Below are 18,528 nucleotides of genomic sequence, written 5' to 3'. Positions count from 1 at the left end.
CCCCGCGGGGGCCCCGTTGCTCGGGGTGGTGCGGTCCCGGGGCGGGGGGGGGGTCCGGGGGGCGGGGGTGGCCGCCGGGCCCCCCCCCCCCCCCCACGTCCGACATCACCCCCGCCGGGAGGCCAGCGCCGCACCCACGGCCGCGAGCACCGCTGCGAGCAGGACGGCCGCTCCCGAGACGGCGGGGTTCGCCGTCGGGCCGAAGGCGCTGCTCAGCTGTCCACCGGCCCACGAGCCCGCGGCGATCCCGACGTTGAACAGCACGATGATGGCGGCGCTCGCGAGGTCGCGCAGGCGGTCGGACGCCGCCCGCATGAGCGCCGTCTGGATGAGCGGGAAGACGGCGCCGGTCGCCGCGCCCCACAGCGCCAGCGCGGCCACCACGACCGCGAGCTGCCCGGGGAACAGGGCGAGCGCCGCGAAGGCCAGCGCGAACAGGACGAGCGTGGCGGTGAGCGCCGAGCGCGGGAACCGGTCGGCGAGCGCACCCGCGACCGCCACCCCCGCCATGCCCGCGGCGCCGAAGACGAACAGCAGCACGCTCGCCCACGCGTCGGCGACCCCCGCGGCGTCAGCCAGGTACGGCCGGATGTAGACGAACGACAGGAACTGCGCGAGCCCGATGAGCAGGCCGGACAGGCCGAAGGCGACCAGGGCCGGGATGGACCGGTCGTGCCGCAGGGGTTCCCGGGTCCCGGCCGGCACCGGCGCCACGATCGAGCGCGGCAGCCGTCGCAGCACGACGACCGCGAGCAGCAGCATCCCGATCCCCATCACGGCGAACGACACGCGCCAGCTCGTCACCTGAGCGAGCGCGGTCGCCGCCGGCAGCCCCAGGACGGTGGCGGCCGTGCCCCCGCCGGTCACGAGCGCGAGGCCCCTGCCCAGCTGCGAGCCGGTCAGCAGCGAGGACGCGTACACGATGACGATCGCCCAGAACACGCCGTGCGCGATCGCGGCCACCACCCGCGTGGCGAACGCGAACTCGTAGCTCGGCGCGAACGCGGTGGCCACGTTCGCGAGCGCGAACACGGTCAGCGAGGCGGCGACCACGACGCGGCGGTCGAGGCGGCGCGTCGCCCGCGTGAGCGGCAGGCTCGTGCCGATCACGACGAGTGCCCACACCGAGACCAGCAGGCCGATCCGCAGCGGATCCACACCGAACTCGGCCGCCATCTCGGGCATGAGGCCGGCCGGCAGCGACTCGGCGGTCACCGTGACGAACACCCCGAGCGACAGCAGCAGCAGCGCACCGAGCGGGAAGCGGACGACAGGAGGCGAGGAGACGGCGACGGATGCCGTGGACGTGGTCATGCAGCGAGGCTAAACTTTGACATCAATGTCAATGTCAACCTTTCGCCCGAAACGCGACGACACACGAGGCGGCACCCCATGAAGATCGGCGAACTGTCGGAGCGCACCGGCATCCCGACACGCATGCTGCGCTATTACGAAGAGCAGGGACTGGTCACGTCCACGCGGTCGGCCAACGGCTATCGCTCCTACGACGAGGCCGACGTCGAGCGCGCGACGCGCGCCAGAGGCCTCGTGCAGTCGGGGCTCACCACGCGACTGGCGAAGGTCGTGCTCGACGTCGAGCTGGCGTGCGCCGACGGCACGCCCCCGGTGTGCTCGCGCGAGCTCGGCGCGATGCTCGCCACCGAGCTCGCCGCCCTGAACGACCGGCTCGCCTGCCTCACCCGCAGCCGCGACTCCGTCGCCCGGTTCCTTGCCCTCACCCGCAACGACGACCTCGTGGATGCCGCACCCCCGGCGTGACAGCATCCCGTCTCCTCTTCACACCATGACAGGGCAGAATCGAACAATGGCCGCCGAACAGCTCAAGCCCGATCACGTCTGCCTCATCGTGCACGGCAGCGACCGGCCGGGGATCGTCGCGGCCGTGTCGGCCATGATCACCCGAATCGGCGGCAACATCGTCGCGTTCGACCAGTACTCGGACGACCCGACCGGGGGCGCGTACTTCCAGCGCGTGGTGTTCCACCGCCCCGGCTTCGCCGCGGACCGCCCGCTCATCGAGACCGAGATCGCGCAGACGCTCGAGGGCTTCGAGCTGGAGTGGTCGCTGACCGACCAGTCCGTGCCCAAGCGCATGGCGATCCTGTCGTCCAAGCAGGACCACTGCCTGCTCGACCTGCTGTGGCGCCACCGCCGCGGCGACCTGCCGGTGACGGTGCCGATGGTGATCTCGAACCACACCACGTCGGCCGAGGACGTGCGCTCGTTCGGCGTGCCGTTCTTCCACGTGCCCGGCGTGCCCGGGCCCGACAAGTCGGCGTCCGAGGCGAAGATCCTCGAGCTGCTCAAGGGCAACGTCGACTTCGTCGTGCTGGCGCGCTACATGCAGATCCTGTCGGGCGACTTCCTCGCCGAGCTGGGCGTGCCGGTGATCAACATCCACCACTCGTTCCTGCCCGCCTTCATCGGCGCCGAGCCGTACAAGAAGGCGAAGGAGCGGGGCGTCAAGCTCATCGGCGCGACCTCCCACTACGTCACCGACGACCTCGACGAGGGCCCGATCATCGAGCAGGACACCGTGCGCGTCACCCACGCCGACTCGGCATCCGAGCTCGCCCGCCGCGGCGCCGACGTCGAGCGCCAGGTGCTCTCGCGCGCCGTGCTGTGGCACGCGCAGGACCGCGTGCTGCGTCACGGCAACCACACGATCATCTTCTGAGGTCGGCCGTTCGCGTCGGCCCGCGTCGGGCCGCGGAGGCCCGGGTCGGGCCGCGTCGGCCCGCGGAGGCCCGGGTCGGGCCGCGTCGGCCCGCGGCGAGAATTCAGGAGAAACGCCGTCAAGCGCCCTCGCGCAGAGCCGACCGGCCGTGGTTCTCCTGAATTCCTGACGGGTTCGGGTCAGACCAGGCGCAGCTCCGCGTCGATCGCCGCGGCCGTGTCGCCCGGCCCGGCGGGGCGGCACGCGCTGAGCGTCAGTCCGCCGCGAGCGGGCAGCCGCACGACTGCAGGATGCGCAGCGACGGCTCGAGCACGAGGTGCGTGGGCGCCGAGGCGTCGGCGCGGGCGACGAGGATCTCGACGGCTTCCGCGGCGAGGCGGTGCACGTCCTGCACGACCGACGTCAGCGCAGGGAGCGTGTAGAGCCCCGCCTCTGAGCCGTCGAGCGACACCAGGGCGACGTCGTCGGGCACGCGGGCTCCGGCCTCGCGCAGCGCCCGCAGCGCGCCGATGGCCTGGGCGTCGCTCGCGGTGAACAGGCCGTCGAAGTCGACCCCCGACGCGGCGATCGCCGCTTGCACCGCGCGATAGCCCGCCTCGCGCGAGAACGCGCTGCGCCACACGGAATCGTCGCCGCGGTCGCCCGTCGTCTCGTGCCAGCCCTGATCGCGCTCCCGCACGGGTTCGAGCTCCGCGGGGCCCGACAGGAACCGCAGCCGACTGCGCCCGTGCTCCTGCAGGTGCCGCACACCCAGCGCGGCGGCGGCGCGGTTGTCGGTCACGACGCTCGAGTGCGTCGCGCCGACCGCGGCGCGGTCAAGCAGCACGAGCGGGATGCCGGCGGCCTCGATCTCGTGCACGTCGGGGTCGGCGGCGGCGCTGATCAGCACGACGCCGTCCACCTGCCGGTCCAGGAACGAGCGCAGGTAGCTCTGCTCGCGCTCGACGTCGTTGGCGGCCGTGCCGATGATCAGCACGTAGCCGCGGCGCTGCGCCTCATCCTCCATCGCCTGGGCGAGCTCGGCGAAGTGCGGGTTGAGGTGGTCGGGCATGAGCATCGCGATCGAGTGCGTCCGCGTGCCGCGCAGGGCCTGTGCGATCTTGTTCGGGCGATACCCGAGCTCGGCGATCGCCGCCTCGACACGGCGACGCGCATCGGCCGACACCGGGCGCGGGCCGCCGTTGAGCACGTAGCTGACCACCGCCGGCGACACCCCCGCGGCCTGCGCGACGTCCGCCCGCCGCACCGACGTCATCGCGCCTCCGCGGCGCGGGCACCGGCGTACTGCACGGCCCGCGTCCCGGCCGAGACGCCGCTGTCGACGGCGGCCGCGAGGTCGCCCCCGCGCGTCAGCCGCGCCACCATGGCACCCACGAACGCGTCGCCGGCGCCGGTCGTGTCGATGACCTCGACTCGTTGCGCATGCGCTCGTCCGCCCTCTCCGCGCGCGGCCCACACGGCCCCGCCCGCGCCCAGTGTAATCACAACCGATCGCGCGACCTCGGCCAGCGCCTCGGCGAGATCCGGACCCGACAGGTCGTCGGTGCCGACGCCCAGCGCCAGCGCGGTCTCCTCCGCTTCGAGCTCGTTGACCACCAGGGGGTCGGCGACGGCGACCACGTGCCGCGGGACGTCGATCGCCGGCGCCAGGTTGAGCACGAAGCGAAGGGATGCCGCCTCCGCTGCCTCCGCGGCGGCCGCGATCGCCGCGACCGGCGACTCGCCCTGCGTCAGCACGACGCGTGCGCCTCGCGTCCCGGCGATCGCCGCACGGACCTCCGCCGCGGTGAGGGCGTCGTTCGCCCCCGACGAGACGATGATCGAGTTCTGCCCGTCGTCGTCGATCATGATGACCGCCGTGCCGGTGGTGGCGCCGGGGTCGGAGCGGATGCGCGTGACATCGACACCGGCCTCCTCCAGCTGCCCGACCAGCGCAGCACCGTCGGCACCGACGACGCCGACCATCGCGCACGACGCCCCCGCTTCGCGGACCGCGACCGCCTGGTTCGCCCCCTTGCCCCCCGAACGCCGGGTGAGCGAGGACGACAGCACCGTCTCGCCCGCCCACGGCAGCCGCTGCACTCGCAGCCCCAGGTCGTAATTGACCGATCCCACGACGACGACATCCGTCACTTCAGGCCTTTCGTCGCCACGGACTGGGTGAAGTAGCGCTGCAGCACGAGCAGCAGGACCGCAGGGATCACCGAGATGACCAGGGCACCGCCGAACATCTGCCCGAAGTTGAAGCTCGTGTCCGAGAACGTCCGCGACAGTGCGATCGCGGCGACCTGGATGTCGTCGTCCGAGACCACGAGCAGCGGCCACAGGTACGCGCTCCACTGCGCCAGGAAGATCAGCAGCGCCGAGTTGATCACCGGCGTCACGCTCAGTGGCAGGTAGACCTGCGTCATCGTGCGGAATTCGGACGCGCCGTCGACCCGGGATGCCTCGTGCAGCTCCGGCGGGATGCCCAGGAAGAACTGTCGCAGGTTGAAGATCGCCAGGCCGTTGCCGATGCCCGGCAGGATCAGGCCGATATAGGTGTTGTCGAGATGCCATTGCGTGAAGATCTGGGCGAGCGGGATCGCGATCGCCTCGAACGGGATCATGAAGCCGACCACCAGGACCGCGAACACGAGCTCCCTCCCGGGGAAGCGGAACACGCTGAGCGCGTACGCGGCCGGGATCGAGATCGCCAGGCCCAGCGCGACGCTCGCGAAGCCGACGATCAGCGAGTTCATCAGCGCCTGTCCGAACCGCAGCGGCCCGAACAGCGACGCGTAGTTGTCGAGGGTCCAGACGTCGGGGATGAGCGTGTTCCAGCTGAGGGGGCTGACGCTGCCGATCACGTCGCTGCCGGGTCGCAGCGAGCCGAGCAGCATCCAGATCGCGGGCAGAACGAACAGCAGGCCGACGAGTGCGGCGAGCAGCCCGAGCAGCCAGCGCTGGGCGAGGACGCGACCGCGCATCGATCGCCTCCGGGTGGTCAGGGCGGTCATCGGGCGTCCTCCTTCAGCAGGCGGAACTGCACGAACACGATGATGAGCATGAGGACCGTCAGGATGACCGTCGCCGTCGCGCCCTGGTTCGGCTGCGAGTACGTGTAGGTGCGCCGGTAGGCGTCGAACATGAGCATCGTGGTGGAGTTCTGCGGCCCGCCGCCGGTGAGCATCTGCATGGGCACGAACAGCACGAAGTTCGCGACGGTGTCGGCGACCAGCACGAACAGCAGCGGCCGCTTGAGCATCGGCAGCGTGACCGACCAGAAGCTGCGCCACGCGCCTGCACCGTCGAGGGATGCCGCCTCGTAGAGCTCGTCGGGGATCTCGTTGATCCCCGCGATGAGGAAGATCATCCAGTACCCGATGCCCACCCACGAGGCGACGAGCATGATGCTCGCGAGCGCCTGCGTCGGAGACGACAGGAACGGCTGGGCGGGCAGCCCCAGCGCCTGCAGGATCCCGTTGATCGGCCCGTCCGCGCGCAGCGCGACGCCCCACGCGATCGACGAGCCCACGAGCGGGATCGTGCACGGGATGAAGACCGCCATGCGCCACAGTCCGCGCGCGGGCACCCGCCGGGTCAGCAGCACCGCGATCACGAGGGCGAGCGCGATCTGGAGCGGGTTGATGATGACGTTGAACAGCAGCGTGCGTCCGAGCGTCGCCTGGAACAGCGGGTCCGACAGCAGCTCGATGTAGTTCTGGAAGCCGGCGAACCGCTCCTCGGCGAGCAGCCCGATGCCGTCGCGGACGTGGAGTGTGGAGATCACCGCGCCGATGAACGGGATGATGCGGATGAGCAGGATGGTCACCACGGCGGGCGCCAGGAACGCCGCGACCATCAGCCACGTGCGTCCGACCCGGCGGCGGCGCGCCCGGACCGGGCGGGCCCCACGTGCGACGGCCGGCGGGTCGTCGGCGCGCGGCGGGGTGGGGACCCCCTGCGGAGTCCCCACCGCCTCGATCACTTGTACTGCTTCCATGCGCCGTTCAGCTCGGTCTCTGCCGCGGCCAGCGCGGTGGCGGGGTCGGCGCCGTTCGCGATGTCGGAGAACGCGCGGCCGATGATCTCCTCGAACTCGATGTAGCCGACGGTGGACGCCCGCGCGACTGCCGTCGTCGTGGACTCCTCGTTCACGACCTCGGCCGACTGCTTGCCGCCCTCGGACGATGTGAACGCGGGGCCGGCGAGGTACGACTCGAGACCCTTGATGTTCGCCGGCAGCTCCGCGAAGTCACGGTACTCGCCGTAGCCGCCCTGCCCGTCGATCGCCATCCAGTCGATGAAGATCGCCGCGGCCTCCTTGTTCTTCGAGAAGGGGTTGATGCCGAGCGACCACGAGCCGGTCGGCGTCGCCGGGTCACCGCCCTCCCACACCGGGTTCAGGGCCGCACCCCACGCGAACGTCGCGTCCTGCATCTTCGGGACCATCCAGTTGCCCTCGACGAAGAACGCCGTCTTGCCGGCGAGGAAGGTGGCATCGGTCTGCTCGGGTGTGATGCCCTTCGGCGAGACGCCGTCACTGAACAGCGAGCCGTAGTAGGTCATCGCGTCGACCCAGCCGTCGTTGGTGATGTCGGGCGTGAGCATGTCGTCGCCGGTCACGCCGACACCGCCGCCGGCCGACACCGGGAGCGGCTCCAGCTGGTAATACCGGTCCGGCTGGCCGACCATCAGGCCGATGTCGGCACCGCCGGAGGCCTGCGCCTGCGCCGCGAGCTCCTTGAGCTGCTGCCAGGTGACGCGCTCACCGCTGGAGCCTGGCGGGGTGATGCCGGCGGCATCCAGGATGTCCTTGTTGTAGAACAGCACCTGCGTGGAGTTGGCGATCGGCACCGACCACAGCTTGCCGTCGTACGAGCTCGACTCGACGGTGGCAGGGACGAGGCCGTCGATGCGGTCGGAGAACTGCGCGGTGAGGTCTTCGAGGTACCCGCGGGCCGACAGTGCGGGCACACGCGGCTGATCCACCCAGAACACGTCGGGGTCGCCGCTCTTGGACGTGATGCGGGTGTCCAGCACGCTGTTGAGGTCGTCGAAGGGCACGTACTGGTAGTTGACGTCGATGGTCGGGTGCGCCTTCTCGAACGCGTCGATCACCTCGGCCATGTTGTCGGCGACGGGGTCGATGATCCCGACGACGTTGATCTTGGCGGTCGGGTCCTCGTCGGGGATGCTCCAGTCGCCGGACGGGTCGGCCGACGAGGAGTCTGAGGCGCAGCCGGCGAGCAGCACTGCTGCAGCGGCGCCGAGCGCGAGGGTCTTGCCGAATGCGGCACGGGTCATGCGATGGCCTCCAGATTCTTGAGGAAATGGTTGTTGAACCCGGCGACGTCGACGGCGACGGCGACCGAGGCATTGGGACGGGCGGGACGCGGCGTCCCGTCGGGACCGCTGCCGGTGCAGCGGAAGTCGCAGACCATCACGCCGCGCGTGAGGTCCGCCTGGCTCACGGCGACGTGTGCGTCGCGCCACGTGAGGAGGTCGGGGCGGGTGACGGCCGCGACCGCGAGCGGGTCGTGCATCGCACAGGACGTCACACCGGGCTCGTCGATCTCGGCGAGGTGGTCGATCCAGGCGGCCGTGTACTCCCCTGCGAACGCCGTGAACTGCCGGTCGCTCGCCGCCATCCCGAGCGCCTGGTCCCGCTCGACGCGCACCTGCAGGGTGACGTCCAGGCCCACCCACTTCGCGGCGATGCCGGAGTCGAGCACGACGGCCGCGGCCTCGGGGTCGCACCAGATGTTGAACTCGCCCGGCATGGCGGCGTTGTTCGTCTGCCCCTCGAAGACGCCGCCCATGATCACGAGCGACTTGAGCGCCCCCGCGAAGCCCGGGTCGAGGCGCATCGCGAGCGCGACGTTGGTGAGCGGGCCCACGGCGACGAGCGTGATCTCACCCGGGTTGGCGCGCACGATCTCGACCATCGCCTGGGCGGCGACGCCCTCGCGCGGCTCGCGCACCGGCACGTCGGCCGGGAGCGAGCCCTGCCGCGCCTGCGGCCGCACCAGCGGACGCTTCGCTCCCCGCACGACGGGGACGTCGGGGCGCCCCAGCCGGTGCAGCAGCTCCATTGTCAGTGCGGTCGCGGTGTCGGCATCGGTGTTGCCGTTCACCGTCGTGACGAGCTCGAGCGCGATGCCGGGGTCGGCGAGCGCCAGCGCCAGCGCGAACCCGTCGTCGATGTCGCTGCCCGGAGCCCCCATCGCCAGGTCTACATCCAGTACCACTCGTTCCACTGCGAACACTCCTCCTCGTTGAGTACGGGCGCCAGTCAACACGAGTTGAACGACGGTTGCAAGAGGATGGTCAACACGAGTTGATCACAATCCGGAAACGGTCGCCGCGAGCGCTGCAGCCGTCAGCGCTGCGGGTGGATGACGGCCTTCATCGAGGTCGGCTCAGTCTTGGCGAGCAGCAGCGCATCGACCGTGCCGTCGAGCGGGAAGTGATGGGTGACGATGGATGCGGCATCCACTCGTCCCGAGGCGACCAGCGCCATGGCCGTCGGCCACGTGTGCGCGTAGCGGTTCACGAGCGACACCGTGAGCTCGCGGACGTTCAGCCGCGACAGAGGCAGCTCGACCGCCTGCTTGGGCATGCCCACCATCGCCGCGCGGCCGCCGTTGCGCAGCCGCCAGAGTCCGTCGGCCAGCGCGGTGGGCGCCCCGGAGCACTCCAGCAGCACGTCGAACTCGGGCTCGTGGCTGCCGCCGCCCGCCTGCTCGACTTCGAACCCGAGCGCAGCGGCGAGCTCCAGCCGGTACGGCGACACGTCGACCACGCGCACGCTCGACGCGCCGAACGCCCGCGCCACCTGCGCCGCCAGCACCCCGACCGGCCCGGCCCCCGTGACCAGCACGCGGTCGCCCGGCCTCATGGCGGCCCGACGGCACGCCCAGATGCCCACCGACAGCGGCTCGAGCATCGCGCCCTCGTCGAAGCTCATGCCGTCCGGCATCGGGAACAGGTTGCGCTCGTCCATCGTCATGAACTGCGCCAGCGCACCGTCGTAAGGAGGTGTCGCGAGGAACACGAGGTCCGCGCACAGGTGGTAGCTCCCGGCAAGGCAGTCCTCGCAGTCGCGGCAGGGCGTCCCCGGCTCGATCGCGACCCGGTCGCCGACCTTCACCCGCGTGACCTCGGCGCCGACCTCGACCACCGTGCCCGCGACCTCGTGCCCGAGGACGATCGGCCCGTCGACCACCCAGTCGCCGATGCAGCCGACCGTGAAGTACGTCGCATCCGAGCCGCACACCCCCACGGACTCGACGCGCACGAGCGCCTGACGCGGAGCGGGCTGCGGCACCGGCCGGTCCTCGATCTCGATCCTCGAAAGCTCCGGCATCACGGCGGTGCGGTTGGCCACGGCTGACTCCTCTTCGCGTCTGATCGCGGGCAGCGGCGCCGCGCGTCCTCACGTGTCTACACGAGTTGCATCCCGCGGGGAAGTCCGCAGAGTCTCGACCGCCGAGGATGCCGCGGGCCACGGCATCCCGAGCCGTCGGTCACCTCGGCAGGGTCGTGGCGCCCGCGCGCCCGCCGCACCCCGCACAAGCGAACGATCAGCACCCGAGGGCGATCAGAACACGTACTCCATGAGGTCGGTGCCGAGGATCCGGAACGCCTCGTGGGCACGCAGCCGGTGCGAGATCGACAGATCGTCGAAGCACACGATCAGCGCGTACGAGACGCCGGCGCGCGGGCCGGCGAGCACGCCCGCCTCGACGCGGATGCCGGCATCCCGGCCGGTCTTGTTGATGAAGAGCAGTCCGTGCTCGTCGTTCTCGTGCGAGAACGGGTCGAGGCCCGTCGCGGACGCGACGAGCGACAGGTCATGGTTGAGGCTGAGCCATTCGGCGACCTGCGCGCTCACGCCGGGCGACACGACCTGTGAGTTGACCAGGGCGGCGAACACCTCGGCGAGCTCTCGCGCCGAGCCCAGTGCGAAGTGCGGGGCGTCGTCGGGGCCGCGCTCGTCACGGAAGCGGTCGAGCAGTGCCGAGCGCGAGAGCCCCAACTGCTCGATGCGCGCCCGCACCGCCGGCAGTCCCACGCGCGCCAGCAGCGCATTGGCGGCCAACGCGTCGCCGGTCGACGCGGTCAGCACCGCGAGATCGACCAGCGGCAGGGCGGGGGCCTTGAGGTGCTGCCACACGCCGCCGACGCCGACGGCCTCGTGCTGCGCCCGGTCGATGATCTCCAGCGGCTCCAGGCGTCCGGACTCGAACGCCGCCGCCACCTCGATCAGCAGCGGCACGACGCCGAGCCCCGCCACCGGCAGCGTCACGAAGTCGTCGCCCGAAAGCACCGACGTGCCGCGGTCGAGATCGGTGATCCGCACGGAGATCTTCGCTCCGGACGCGGCGAGGTCGTCGAGCGCCTTCAGCGTCGACGCGAACGAACGACGACCGACGGCTGCGCGCTTCGGCAGTCGTTTCCCGGTGCTCCGTCGCGCCCCCCGCAGCGACTCGGCATCCTTTCGGGGCTCCATGCCCACGGAGCGTCCTTCCCCAGTTCTCGGTGTGGTGCGGTGGCGACGCCCGTTCCAGCGTGGCGTCGGGGGTAGGGGGTCAGCGGTCACCAGATGGTGACGCGCTGATCCTCGTCGAGCCAGAGCGCATCCGACTCGGTGACACCGAACGCGTCGTAGAACGCGTCGATGTTGCGCACGATCTGGTTGCACCGGAACTCGTTCGGCGAGTGCGGGTCGATCGTCAGCAGGCGGATGGTCTCGGCGTCGCGGCCCTTCTGCTGCCAGATCTGCCCCCAGCTGAGGAGCAGTCGCTGGATGCCGGTGAAGCCGTCGATCTCGGGCGCCGCGCCCCCTGAGCTCGTCGACGGGTCGCCGGCCTCGTCGGTGCCGAGCGACAGGGCGTACGCCCGGATCGCGATGCCGAGGCCGCCGAGGTCGCCGATGTTCTCGCCGATCGTGAGCGCGCCGTTGACGTGGTTCTCGTCGGCGAGCCCCTGCGGCACGAGCGCGTCGTACTGCGCGATGAGGCTCTTGGTGCGCTCCTCGAACGCGGCGCGGTCGTCGTCGGTCCACCAGTCGCGCAGCGACCCGTCGCCGTCGAAGCGGCTGCCCTGGTCGTCGAAGCCGTGGCCGATCTCGTGACCGATGACCGCGCCGATGCCGCCGTAGTTGGCGGCCGCATCGCGATCGGCGTCGAAGAACGGGTACTGCAGGATCGCCGCCGGGAACACGATCTCGTTCATCAGCGGGTTGTAGTACGCGTTGACGGTCTGCGGCGTCATGAACCACTCGTCGCGGTCGATCGGCTGGCCGACCTTCGCGAGCTGGCGGTCGTGCTCCCACACGTGCGCGCGGCGGACGTTGCCGACGACGTCCTCGGCATCGATCTCGAGCGTGGAGTAGTCCTTCCACGTCACGGGGTAGCCGATCTTCGGCGTGAAGGCGTCGAGCTTGGCGAGCGCGCGCTCGCGGGTCTCGGGGCTCATCCACTCCAGGTCGGTGATCGACTGGCGGTACGCCTCGATGAGGTTGCCGACGAGCTCGTCCATCGCGACCTTCGCCGCCGGCGGGAAGTGGCGCTCGACGTAGACGCGGCCGATGGCCTCGCCCATGGCCGCCTCGCTGAGGCTGACGCCGCGCTTCCAGCGCTCGCGGTTGACGGGGACCCCGGTGAGCTGGGTGCCGTAGAAGCCGAAGTTCTCGGCGACGAACTCCTCCGAGAGGAACGGGGCGGCGGAGTGCACGACCGCGAACCGCAGCCACGCCTTCCAGTCCTCGAGGCGCTCCTCGACGAGCAGGGCGCCGAGGCCCCCGAAGAAGCTCGGCTGGTAGACGTTGATCTCGGCGAACGCGTCCGCGTGCTCGGGGGCGGCGCCGTCGCGCCACGGCGTGAGGTCGACGCCGACGAGGGCCTGCACCTCGTCCCACGTCTTGAGGTTGTAGGTCTTGACGGCATCCCGGCTCGTCACGTTGTCCCAGTGGTGGGTGGCGAGCTCGGTCTCGAGGGCGACGATGCGGTCGGCGGATGCCTCGGCCTCGGTCACCCCGGCGAGCTCCAGGATGCGGTGCACGTGCGAGCGGAACGCGATGCGCGTCTCCTGGAAGTTCTCGAGCCGGTAGTAGCTCTCGTCCGGGAGCGACAGCCCGCCCTGCAGGAAGAACGGCACGTAGCGCTGCGGGTTGCCGGGGTCGGGCTCGATGTACAGGTGGATGAGCGCCGCGACGCCGTCGCGCTCGAACTCGCCGATCGTGCGCAGGAAGCCGGGGATGTCGGCGACGGCCTCGACGCGGGCGAGCGTGTCGGCCAGCGGGGCCGCACCCTGCGCCTCGATGCGCTCGGTGTCCATGAAGCTCGTGTAGAGGTCGCCGATCTTGCGGGCCTCCGTGCCGGCCTCGGCCTGCTGCGACTCCTCGACGATCGCGTGGACGTCCTTCTCGGCCTGCTCCGCGATCAGGTGGAACGAGCCCCAGCGCGCCTTGTCTTCGGGGATGTCCGTCCGCTCGATCCACGAGCCGTTGACGTAGCGGAACAGATCATCCTGAGGGCGGATCTCGGCGCTGAGTTCCTCGAGCGCGAGACCGGAGCGGGGGGCGTCGGTCATGCGTTCCAGGTTAGCCGCCCGGCCGACCACGGGAAGCCGCGCGCCGACACCGTAGCGGGGTCGTTACCCGTCACCGCCCGCCTCGAGGGGACGGGGATGCCGCATCCGGGCGTCAGCGGCCCGCCCTAGGCTCGGAGGGTGACGAGCGCCCGCGACACCCTGAACCGCGACATCCTGCGGCTCGCCGTGCCGGCGCTCGGCGCACTCATCGCCGAGCCGCTGTTCCTCATCGTCGACTCAGCGCTGGTGGGGCACCTCGGCGTCGTGCCGCTCGCCGGGCTCGGCATCGCGTCGGCGGTGCTGCAGACGATCGTCGGGCTCATGGTGTTCCTCGCCTACTCGACGACGCCCGCCGTCGCGCGGCGCTTCGGAGCCGGCGACCCGTCGCGCGCCGTGTCGGTGGGCATCGACGGCATGTGGCTCGCCCTCGGGCTCGGCGCGGTGCTCGCCGTCGTCGGGTACCTCGCGACGCCGTTCCTCGTGACGCTGTTCGGCGCTTCGCCGGAGGTCGCGGAGCAGGCCGAGATCTACCTCGGCATCTCGATGTGGGGCCTGCCCGCGATGCTCGTGGTGTTCGCGGCGACCGGCTTGCTGCGCGGCATGCAGGACACCGTGACCCCGCTGTGGATCGCCGGCCTCGGCTTCGGCGCCAACGCGCTGCTCAACTGGCTGTTCATCTACGGCTTCGGCTGGGGCATCGCGGGCTCCGCGTTCGGCACGGTCGTGGCGCAGTGGGGCATGGTCGCCGCCTATGTGCTCGTCGTCGGCCGCCTTGCGCGCCGGCACGAGGCATCCGTCCGCCCCCAGCGCGACGGCGTGCGCGGGTCGGCGAAGTCGGGCGGGTGGCTGTTCCTGCGCACGGTGTCGCTGCGCGTCGCACTTCTCGCGACGGTGGGCGTCGCGACCGGCCTCGGCACCGACGAACTGGCCGGGTGGCAGGTCGCGTTCACGATCTTCTCGACGGCGGCGTTCGCGCTCGACGCGCTCGCGATCGCCGCGCAGGCCCTCGTCGGCAAGGGCCTCGGAGCCGAGGACCCGCACACCGTGCGCCGCGTGCTCGGTCGCACCGTGGCCTGGGGTGCGTGGTTCGGCATCATCACCGGCGTGCTCATCGGCGCCCTGTCGGGCGTGATCGGACTCCTGTTCACGGGGGATGCCGCGATCGCGGCGCTCGTGCAGCCTGCGCTCATCGTGCTCGCCGTGGCCCAGCCGGTGTGCGGCGTGGTGTTCGTGCTGGACGGCGTGCTGATCGGCGCCGGCGACGCGAAGTACCTCGCGATCGTCGGGGTGATCAACCTCGTGCCGTTCGTGCCCGCGCTCGTGATCATCGCCGCGCTGCAGCCGACCGGCGCGGCGGGCCTCGCGTGGCTCGCCGTCGCGTTCTTCGGCGTCTACATGCTGGCGCGCCTGCTCACCCTGGGCTGGCGTGTGCGCGGCTCCACCTGGATGACGGTCGGCGCCTGACAGGGGTCACGCCCAGCGGCGGCACCATTCGTACATCACGACCGCGGCCGCCGCGCTCGCGTTGATGGACCGCGTCGAGCCGTACTGCTCGATCTCGACGGTGGCAGCGGACGCGGCGAGCGCGTCGGGTGACAGCCCCGGGCCCTCCTGCCCGAACAGCAGCACGCACGCCTCGGGCAGATCGGCGGCCGGCAGCGTCACCGAGCCCTCGACGTTGTCGATCGCGATGATCGGAAGGGATGCCGCAGCCGCCCACTCCGCGAACGCCTCGACGGTCTCGTGGTGGCGGACGTGCTGGTACCGGTCGGTGACCATGGCTCCGCGGCGGTTCCAGCGGCGCTTGCCGATGATGTGCACCTCGGCGGCGAGGAAGGCATTGGCGCTGCGCACGATCGAGCCGATGTTCATGTCGTGCTGCCAGTTCTCGATCGCCACGTGGAAGCCGTGGCGGCGCTCGTCGAGGTCGGCGACGATGGCATCCATCGTCCAGTAGCGGTAGCCGTCCACGACGTTGCGGGCGTCGCCGTGCGCGAGCAGCTCGGCGTCGTAGCGCGGGTCGTCGGGCCACTCCTCCGGTCCCCCGGGCCACGGCCCGACCCCCACCGGCAGCGTGGGCTCGGGCGGTTCCGCGTGCGGCGCGGGCTGGTCAGGTGACGTCACCGGCCCAGGCTAGCCCGCGCGGGCGCGTCGAGGATTCAGGAGGATGGCGCTCTCCGGCGCGCGGCCACCGGCGTGGCGTCGCGTCGATCCTGAATGTTCGACGGCGAGCTCGCCGCACCTCTTTTCGGCGTACCGAAAACAGGGTAAGTTTTCGGTATGCCGAAAACTGCCACGGCTCCGGATGCCGCCACCGCCGTGCGCCGAACCCCGAGCTTGACGCGCGCCGCGTGGCTGATCGGCCCCGCGCTCGTCGCGGGCGTCGCCTATCTCGATCCCGGCAACGTCGCCAGCAACATGACCGCCGGCGCCCGGTACGGCTACCTGCTGGTGTGGGTCGTCGTGCTCGGCAACGTCATGGCATGGCTCATCCAGTACCTGTCGGCCAAACTCGGGATCGTCACGGGCCGCAGCCTGCCCGAGACGCTGGGGACCCGCATCCGTCGCCCCTGGGCGCGCCGGGCGTACTGGCTGCAGGCCGAGCTCGTGGCGATGGCCACCGACATCGCCGAGGTGATCGGTGGGGCCGTCGCACTCAACCTGCTGTTCGGCGTGCCGCTCGTGTGGGGCGGCGCGATCACGGGCGCCGTGTCGATCGCGCTGCTGCTGATCCAGTCACGGCGCGGCCCACGCACGTTCGAGTTCGTCGTCATCGGGCTGCTGGCGATCATCGCCGTGGGGTTCACGTTCGGCGTGCTGGTGGCGCCGCCCGACGCAGCAGGCGTGGTCGGCGGCCTCGTCCCCCGTTTCGAGGGCACCGACTCCGTGCTGCTCGCGGCCTCGATCCTCGGCGCGACGATCATGCCGCACGCGATCTACGCGCACAGCGCCCTGGCGCGCGACCGCTTCGCGCCGGCGCAGCCGGCGATCGATGCCGACCGTGCGCCACGCTTCGTCTCGCTCGTTCCTCGCTCGCTCAGCGACCGGAGGGACGGCCGCTCCGCTCCTCGCTCGCTCAGCGACCGGAGGGACGGCCGCTCCGCTCCTCGCTCGCTCAGCGACCGGGACGACCGCACCGTGGCGCCCTCGCTCAGCGACCGGGTGTCCGAGGACCGGCCGGCGGGCGAGCGAGGAGCGCGCGAGACGACCCTCCCCCACCATCCGCTCAGCGACCGCACCACGGCCGACCCGACGCTCGACGAGCTGCGCGGCATCCCGACCCGCCGTCTGCTGCGCGCGACGAAGTGGGACGTGTCGATCGCGATGCTCATCGCGGGCACCGTCAACCTGTGCATCCTGCTGCTCGCGGCGGCGAATCTCGCGGGCGTGCCCGGCACGGACTCGCTCGAAGGCGCCTACGCCGCGCTGTACGCGGGCCTCGGTCCCCTCGTCGCGACGCTGTTCGCGGTGGGACTGCTCGCGAGCGGCCTGGCCAGCACGTCGGTGGGCGCGTACGCGGGCGCCGAGATCATGCACGGCCTGCTGCACATCCGGGTGCCGCTGCTGGCGCGGCGGCTCGTGACCCTGATCCCCGCGCTCATCATCCTCGCCCTCGGCTTCGACCCCACGGTCGCCCTCGTGTTGAGCCAGGTGGTGCTGTCGTTCGGCATCCCGTTCGCGCTCGTGCCGCTGGTGGCCCTCACCGCGAACCGCGACGTGCTGGGCCCGTTCCGCAACCGCGTGTGGACGACGATCGCGGGGGTGGCGGCATCCGTCTTCCTCATCGCGCTCAACGGCGTGCTGCTGTTCCTCGTCCTCACCGGCTGACGGCCCCCGGGTACCCTGGGGGCCGTGCCCTCACCCGCGGTCGATGACTACCTGAAGACGATCTACCACCACACCGAGTGGCAGGACGACCGCATCACGCCGTCGCAGCTGGCCGCGGAGCTCGGGCTCGCCCCGTCGAGCGTCACCGAGATGGTGCAGAAGCTCGCCGCGCAGGGCCTGGTGACCCACCGGCCGTACGGCCCGGTGTCGCTGAGCGAGGCCGGCGAGCTGCGGGCCGCCGCCATCATCCGCCGCCACCGGCTCATCGAGACGTGGCTGGTGCGCGAGTTCGGCTACTCGTGGGACGAGGTCCACGACGAGGCCGAGGTGCTCGAGCACGCCATCAGCGACCGCCTGCTCGAGGGAATCGACGAGCGTCTCGGTCGGCCTCGCTTCGACCCGCACGGCGATGCGATCCCGGATGCCGCCGGCCACGTCCATCGCGAGCCGTTCGTGCTGCTCGGCTCGGCGCCGGCGGGCCATGTCGGCAGGGTGCTGCGGGTGAGCGACCGCGACCCCGAGCTGCTGCGCGCGGTGGAGTCGGCCGGGGTGGCCGTCGGGGCATCGGTGACGGTGACGGATGCCGCCTCTCTGCGCATCGGCGATGCCGAAGTGGCCCTGCCCGGGGCCGCAGCCGACGCCATCTGGCTCAGCGCCTGAGCACCTGCCCCACGCGTCCGGGCGTCAGAAGAACAGGACGCCGGCGAGGTAGCTGACGCCCATCGTGCCGAGGCCCACGATCAGGCTGCGGATCAGCATGCGCACCGCCGACAGCCGGCCGACGCCCGCAGCCACGAGCGAGGTCAGCGCGAGCGACACCACGACCGCGACGACGATCGCCCAGGTCTCGATCGCGACCGGTGCGAGGAACGTGATGAGCACGGGGATCGCCGCGCCGATCATGAACGCAATCGCCGTCTCCAGCCCCGCCCACCACGGCGCGGACGCGTGTGTGATCTCTTCGATGCCGTGCTCGGCGTCGAGCTGGGCCGCCAGCGCGTCGCGCGTCATGAGCTGCTGGGCCACCTCGTGCGCGAGCTCGGGCGTCAGGCCGCGCCCCTCCCAGTGCGCGGCGAGCTCGGCCAGCTCGCCCTGGGGATCGCGCTCGATCTCGGACTGCTCCTCGGCGGCGAGCTCGAGCTCGGACTCGCGTTCGGCGGCGACCTCGGCCCACTTCGCTCCGCCGGCGCTCAGGCCGCCGGCGAGCATCGCGGCGATCGAGGTGAACAGCAGCAGCCGGTCACCGGCGCCGGCGCCCGCGAAGCCCTGCAGCAGACCGGCGGTCGCGATGATGCCGTCGTTGGCATCGATCGCCCACGAGGTCTCGCGCACGCGCGCGACCAAGCGCGACCACCACGACGTGTCCTCGGCCATCCGACCTCCTGCGGTCAGTCTGGCAGGGGGCCGCCGGCATCCGCCCG

At 71.5% G+C, this 18,528-nt stretch carries 17 protein-coding genes; 5 read left to right on the top strand and 12 right to left on the bottom strand.

From position 1 onward, the window contains the following. Positions 1-105: 105 nt before the first annotated feature. A complete protein-coding gene (locus tag ACFWJ8_RS06150) occupies positions 106-1,314 on the bottom strand; it encodes an MFS transporter (RefSeq protein ID WP_378809881.1) in 1,209 nt (402 codons plus the stop codon). A 78-nt stretch (positions 1,315-1,392) separates the two neighbouring features. Here ACFWJ8_RS06150 and ACFWJ8_RS06145 point away from each other — a divergent pair, with 78 nt between their 5' ends. Further along, positions 1,393-1,779 (top strand): MerR family transcriptional regulator, encoded by a 387-nt coding sequence (locus ACFWJ8_RS06145; RefSeq protein WP_378809879.1) that lies wholly within the window; start codon positions 1,393-1,395, stop codon positions 1,777-1,779. Between the two features lie 46 nt (positions 1,780-1,825). Beyond that, positions 1,826-2,698: a formyltetrahydrofolate deformylase gene (gene purU, locus ACFWJ8_RS06140; RefSeq protein ID WP_378809878.1), complete on the top strand. Its 873-nt coding sequence runs from the start codon at positions 1,826-1,828 to the stop codon at positions 2,696-2,698. A 253-nt stretch (positions 2,699-2,951) separates the two neighbouring features. On the opposite strand, the gene ACFWJ8_RS06135 is transcribed toward purU, so the two are convergent. The 9 genes from ACFWJ8_RS06135 to ACFWJ8_RS06095 form a co-directional block, all read right to left on the bottom strand. Next, positions 2,952-3,953, bottom strand: a complete 1,002-nt coding sequence (locus ACFWJ8_RS06135) for a LacI family DNA-binding transcriptional regulator (RefSeq protein ID WP_378809877.1) — start codon at positions 3,951-3,953, stop codon at positions 2,952-2,954. Continuing rightward, positions 3,950-4,831 carry a ribokinase gene (locus ACFWJ8_RS06130; RefSeq protein ID WP_378809876.1) on the bottom strand — a complete coding sequence of 294 codons (882 nt, stop codon included), beginning with the start codon at positions 4,829-4,831 and terminating at the stop codon, positions 3,950-3,952. Before ACFWJ8_RS06130 ends, ACFWJ8_RS06135 begins: the two co-directional genes overlap by 4 nt. Continuing rightward, complete coding sequence (locus tag ACFWJ8_RS06125) at positions 4,828-5,697, bottom strand: carbohydrate ABC transporter permease (protein ID WP_378809874.1); 870 nt, start codon at positions 5,695-5,697, stop codon at positions 4,828-4,830. The genes ACFWJ8_RS06130 and ACFWJ8_RS06125 overlap by 4 nt, the downstream gene beginning before the upstream one ends. Then, a complete protein-coding gene (locus ACFWJ8_RS06120) occupies positions 5,694-6,683 on the bottom strand; it encodes a carbohydrate ABC transporter permease (RefSeq protein ID WP_378809873.1) in 990 nt (329 codons plus the stop codon). Before ACFWJ8_RS06120 ends, ACFWJ8_RS06125 begins: the two co-directional genes overlap by 4 nt. Then, positions 6,665-7,987, bottom strand: a complete 1,323-nt coding sequence (locus tag ACFWJ8_RS06115) for an ABC transporter substrate-binding protein (protein WP_378809872.1) — start codon at positions 7,985-7,987, stop codon at positions 6,665-6,667. Before ACFWJ8_RS06115 ends, ACFWJ8_RS06120 begins: the two co-directional genes overlap by 19 nt. Then, complete coding sequence (locus tag ACFWJ8_RS06110; protein ID WP_378809871.1) at positions 7,984-8,940, bottom strand: nucleoside hydrolase; 957 nt, start codon at positions 8,938-8,940, stop codon at positions 7,984-7,986. Before ACFWJ8_RS06110 ends, ACFWJ8_RS06115 begins: the two co-directional genes overlap by 4 nt. A gap of 122 nt (positions 8,941-9,062) precedes the next feature. Beyond that, positions 9,063-10,070, bottom strand: a complete 1,008-nt coding sequence (locus tag ACFWJ8_RS06105; RefSeq protein WP_378809869.1) for an NAD(P)-dependent alcohol dehydrogenase — start codon at positions 10,068-10,070, stop codon at positions 9,063-9,065. 213 nt (positions 10,071-10,283) lie between these two features. Then, complete coding sequence (locus ACFWJ8_RS06100; RefSeq protein ID WP_378809868.1) at positions 10,284-11,195, bottom strand: serine hydrolase; 912 nt, start codon at positions 11,193-11,195, stop codon at positions 10,284-10,286. 86 nt (positions 11,196-11,281) lie between these two features. Beyond that, the gene (locus ACFWJ8_RS06095) at positions 11,282-13,279 is read right to left on the bottom strand and encodes a M13 family metallopeptidase (RefSeq protein WP_378809867.1); all 1,998 of its coding nucleotides are present in this window, start codon (positions 13,277-13,279) and stop codon (positions 11,282-11,284) included. A gap of 138 nt (positions 13,280-13,417) precedes the next feature. Here ACFWJ8_RS06095 and ACFWJ8_RS06090 point away from each other — a divergent pair, with 138 nt between their 5' ends. Beyond that, positions 13,418-14,743, top strand: a complete 1,326-nt coding sequence (locus ACFWJ8_RS06090; RefSeq protein WP_378809866.1) for an MATE family efflux transporter — start codon at positions 13,418-13,420, stop codon at positions 14,741-14,743. A 6-nt stretch (positions 14,744-14,749) separates the two neighbouring features. On the opposite strand, the gene ACFWJ8_RS06085 is transcribed toward ACFWJ8_RS06090, so the two are convergent. Then, on the bottom strand, positions 14,750-15,403 hold the full coding sequence (locus tag ACFWJ8_RS06085; RefSeq protein ID WP_378809864.1) for a TrmH family RNA methyltransferase: 654 nt from the start codon (positions 15,401-15,403) through the stop codon (positions 14,750-14,752). A gap of 156 nt (positions 15,404-15,559) precedes the next feature. Between ACFWJ8_RS06085 and ACFWJ8_RS06080 the strand changes: the two genes are divergently transcribed. After that, positions 15,560-17,107, top strand: coding sequence for an Nramp family divalent metal transporter (locus ACFWJ8_RS06080; protein WP_378809863.1), 1,548 nt, complete (start codon positions 15,560-15,562; stop codon positions 17,105-17,107). Positions 17,108-17,131: 24 nt separating this feature from the next. Then, positions 17,132-17,767 carry a metal-dependent transcriptional regulator gene (locus tag ACFWJ8_RS06075; protein WP_378809862.1) on the top strand — a complete coding sequence of 212 codons (636 nt, stop codon included), beginning with the start codon at positions 17,132-17,134 and terminating at the stop codon, positions 17,765-17,767. Positions 17,768-17,791: 24 nt separating this feature from the next. Here ACFWJ8_RS06075 and ACFWJ8_RS06070 read toward each other — a convergent pair whose 3' ends face one another. Beyond that, on the bottom strand, positions 17,792-18,481 hold the full coding sequence (locus tag ACFWJ8_RS06070) for a VIT1/CCC1 transporter family protein (protein ID WP_378809861.1): 690 nt from the start codon (positions 18,479-18,481) through the stop codon (positions 17,792-17,794). Positions 18,482-18,528 lie beyond the last annotated feature (47 nt).

This window comes from Microbacterium sp. NPDC058389, from assembly GCF_042722305.1.
Taxonomy (GTDB): domain Bacteria; phylum Actinomycetota; class Actinomycetes; order Actinomycetales; family Microbacteriaceae; genus Microbacterium.
Note: the sequence above shows the minus strand (reverse complement) of the source record. Positions and strands in the feature narration are given on the sequence as shown.

Excerpts from the sequence above, each read along its gene's own strand:
- ACFWJ8_RS06115 (WP_378809872.1), bottom strand. The coding sequence starts at position 7,987 with ATGACCCGTGCCGCATTCGGCAAGACCCTCGCGCTCGGCGCCGCTGCA.
- ACFWJ8_RS06070 (WP_378809861.1), bottom strand. The coding sequence starts at position 18,481 with ATGGCCGAGGACACGTCGTGGTGGTCGCGCTTGGTCGCGCGCGTGCGC.
- ACFWJ8_RS06150 (WP_378809881.1), bottom strand. The coding sequence starts at position 1,314 with ATGACCACGTCCACGGCATCCGTCGCCGTCTCCTCGCCTCCTGTCGTC.
- ACFWJ8_RS06095 (WP_378809867.1), bottom strand. The coding sequence starts at position 13,279 with ATGACCGACGCCCCCCGCTCCGGTCTCGCGCTCGAGGAACTCAGCGCC.
- ACFWJ8_RS06100 (WP_378809868.1), bottom strand. The coding sequence starts at position 11,195 with ATGGAGCCCCGAAAGGATGCCGAGTCGCTGCGGGGGGCGCGACGGAGC.
- ACFWJ8_RS06120 (WP_378809873.1), bottom strand. The coding sequence starts at position 6,683 with ATGGAAGCAGTACAAGTGATCGAGGCGGTGGGGACTCCGCAGGGGGTC.
- ACFWJ8_RS06080 (WP_378809863.1), top strand. The coding sequence starts at position 15,560 with ATGCCGAAAACTGCCACGGCTCCGGATGCCGCCACCGCCGTGCGCCGA.
- ACFWJ8_RS06135 (WP_378809877.1), bottom strand. The coding sequence starts at position 3,953 with ATGACGTCGGTGCGGCGGGCGGACGTCGCGCAGGCCGCGGGGGTGTCG.
- ACFWJ8_RS06125 (WP_378809874.1), bottom strand. The coding sequence starts at position 5,697 with ATGACCGCCCTGACCACCCGGAGGCGATCGATGCGCGGTCGCGTCCTC.
- ACFWJ8_RS06145 (WP_378809879.1), top strand. The coding sequence starts at position 1,393 with ATGAAGATCGGCGAACTGTCGGAGCGCACCGGCATCCCGACACGCATG.
- purU (WP_378809878.1), top strand. The coding sequence starts at position 1,826 with ATGGCCGCCGAACAGCTCAAGCCCGATCACGTCTGCCTCATCGTGCAC.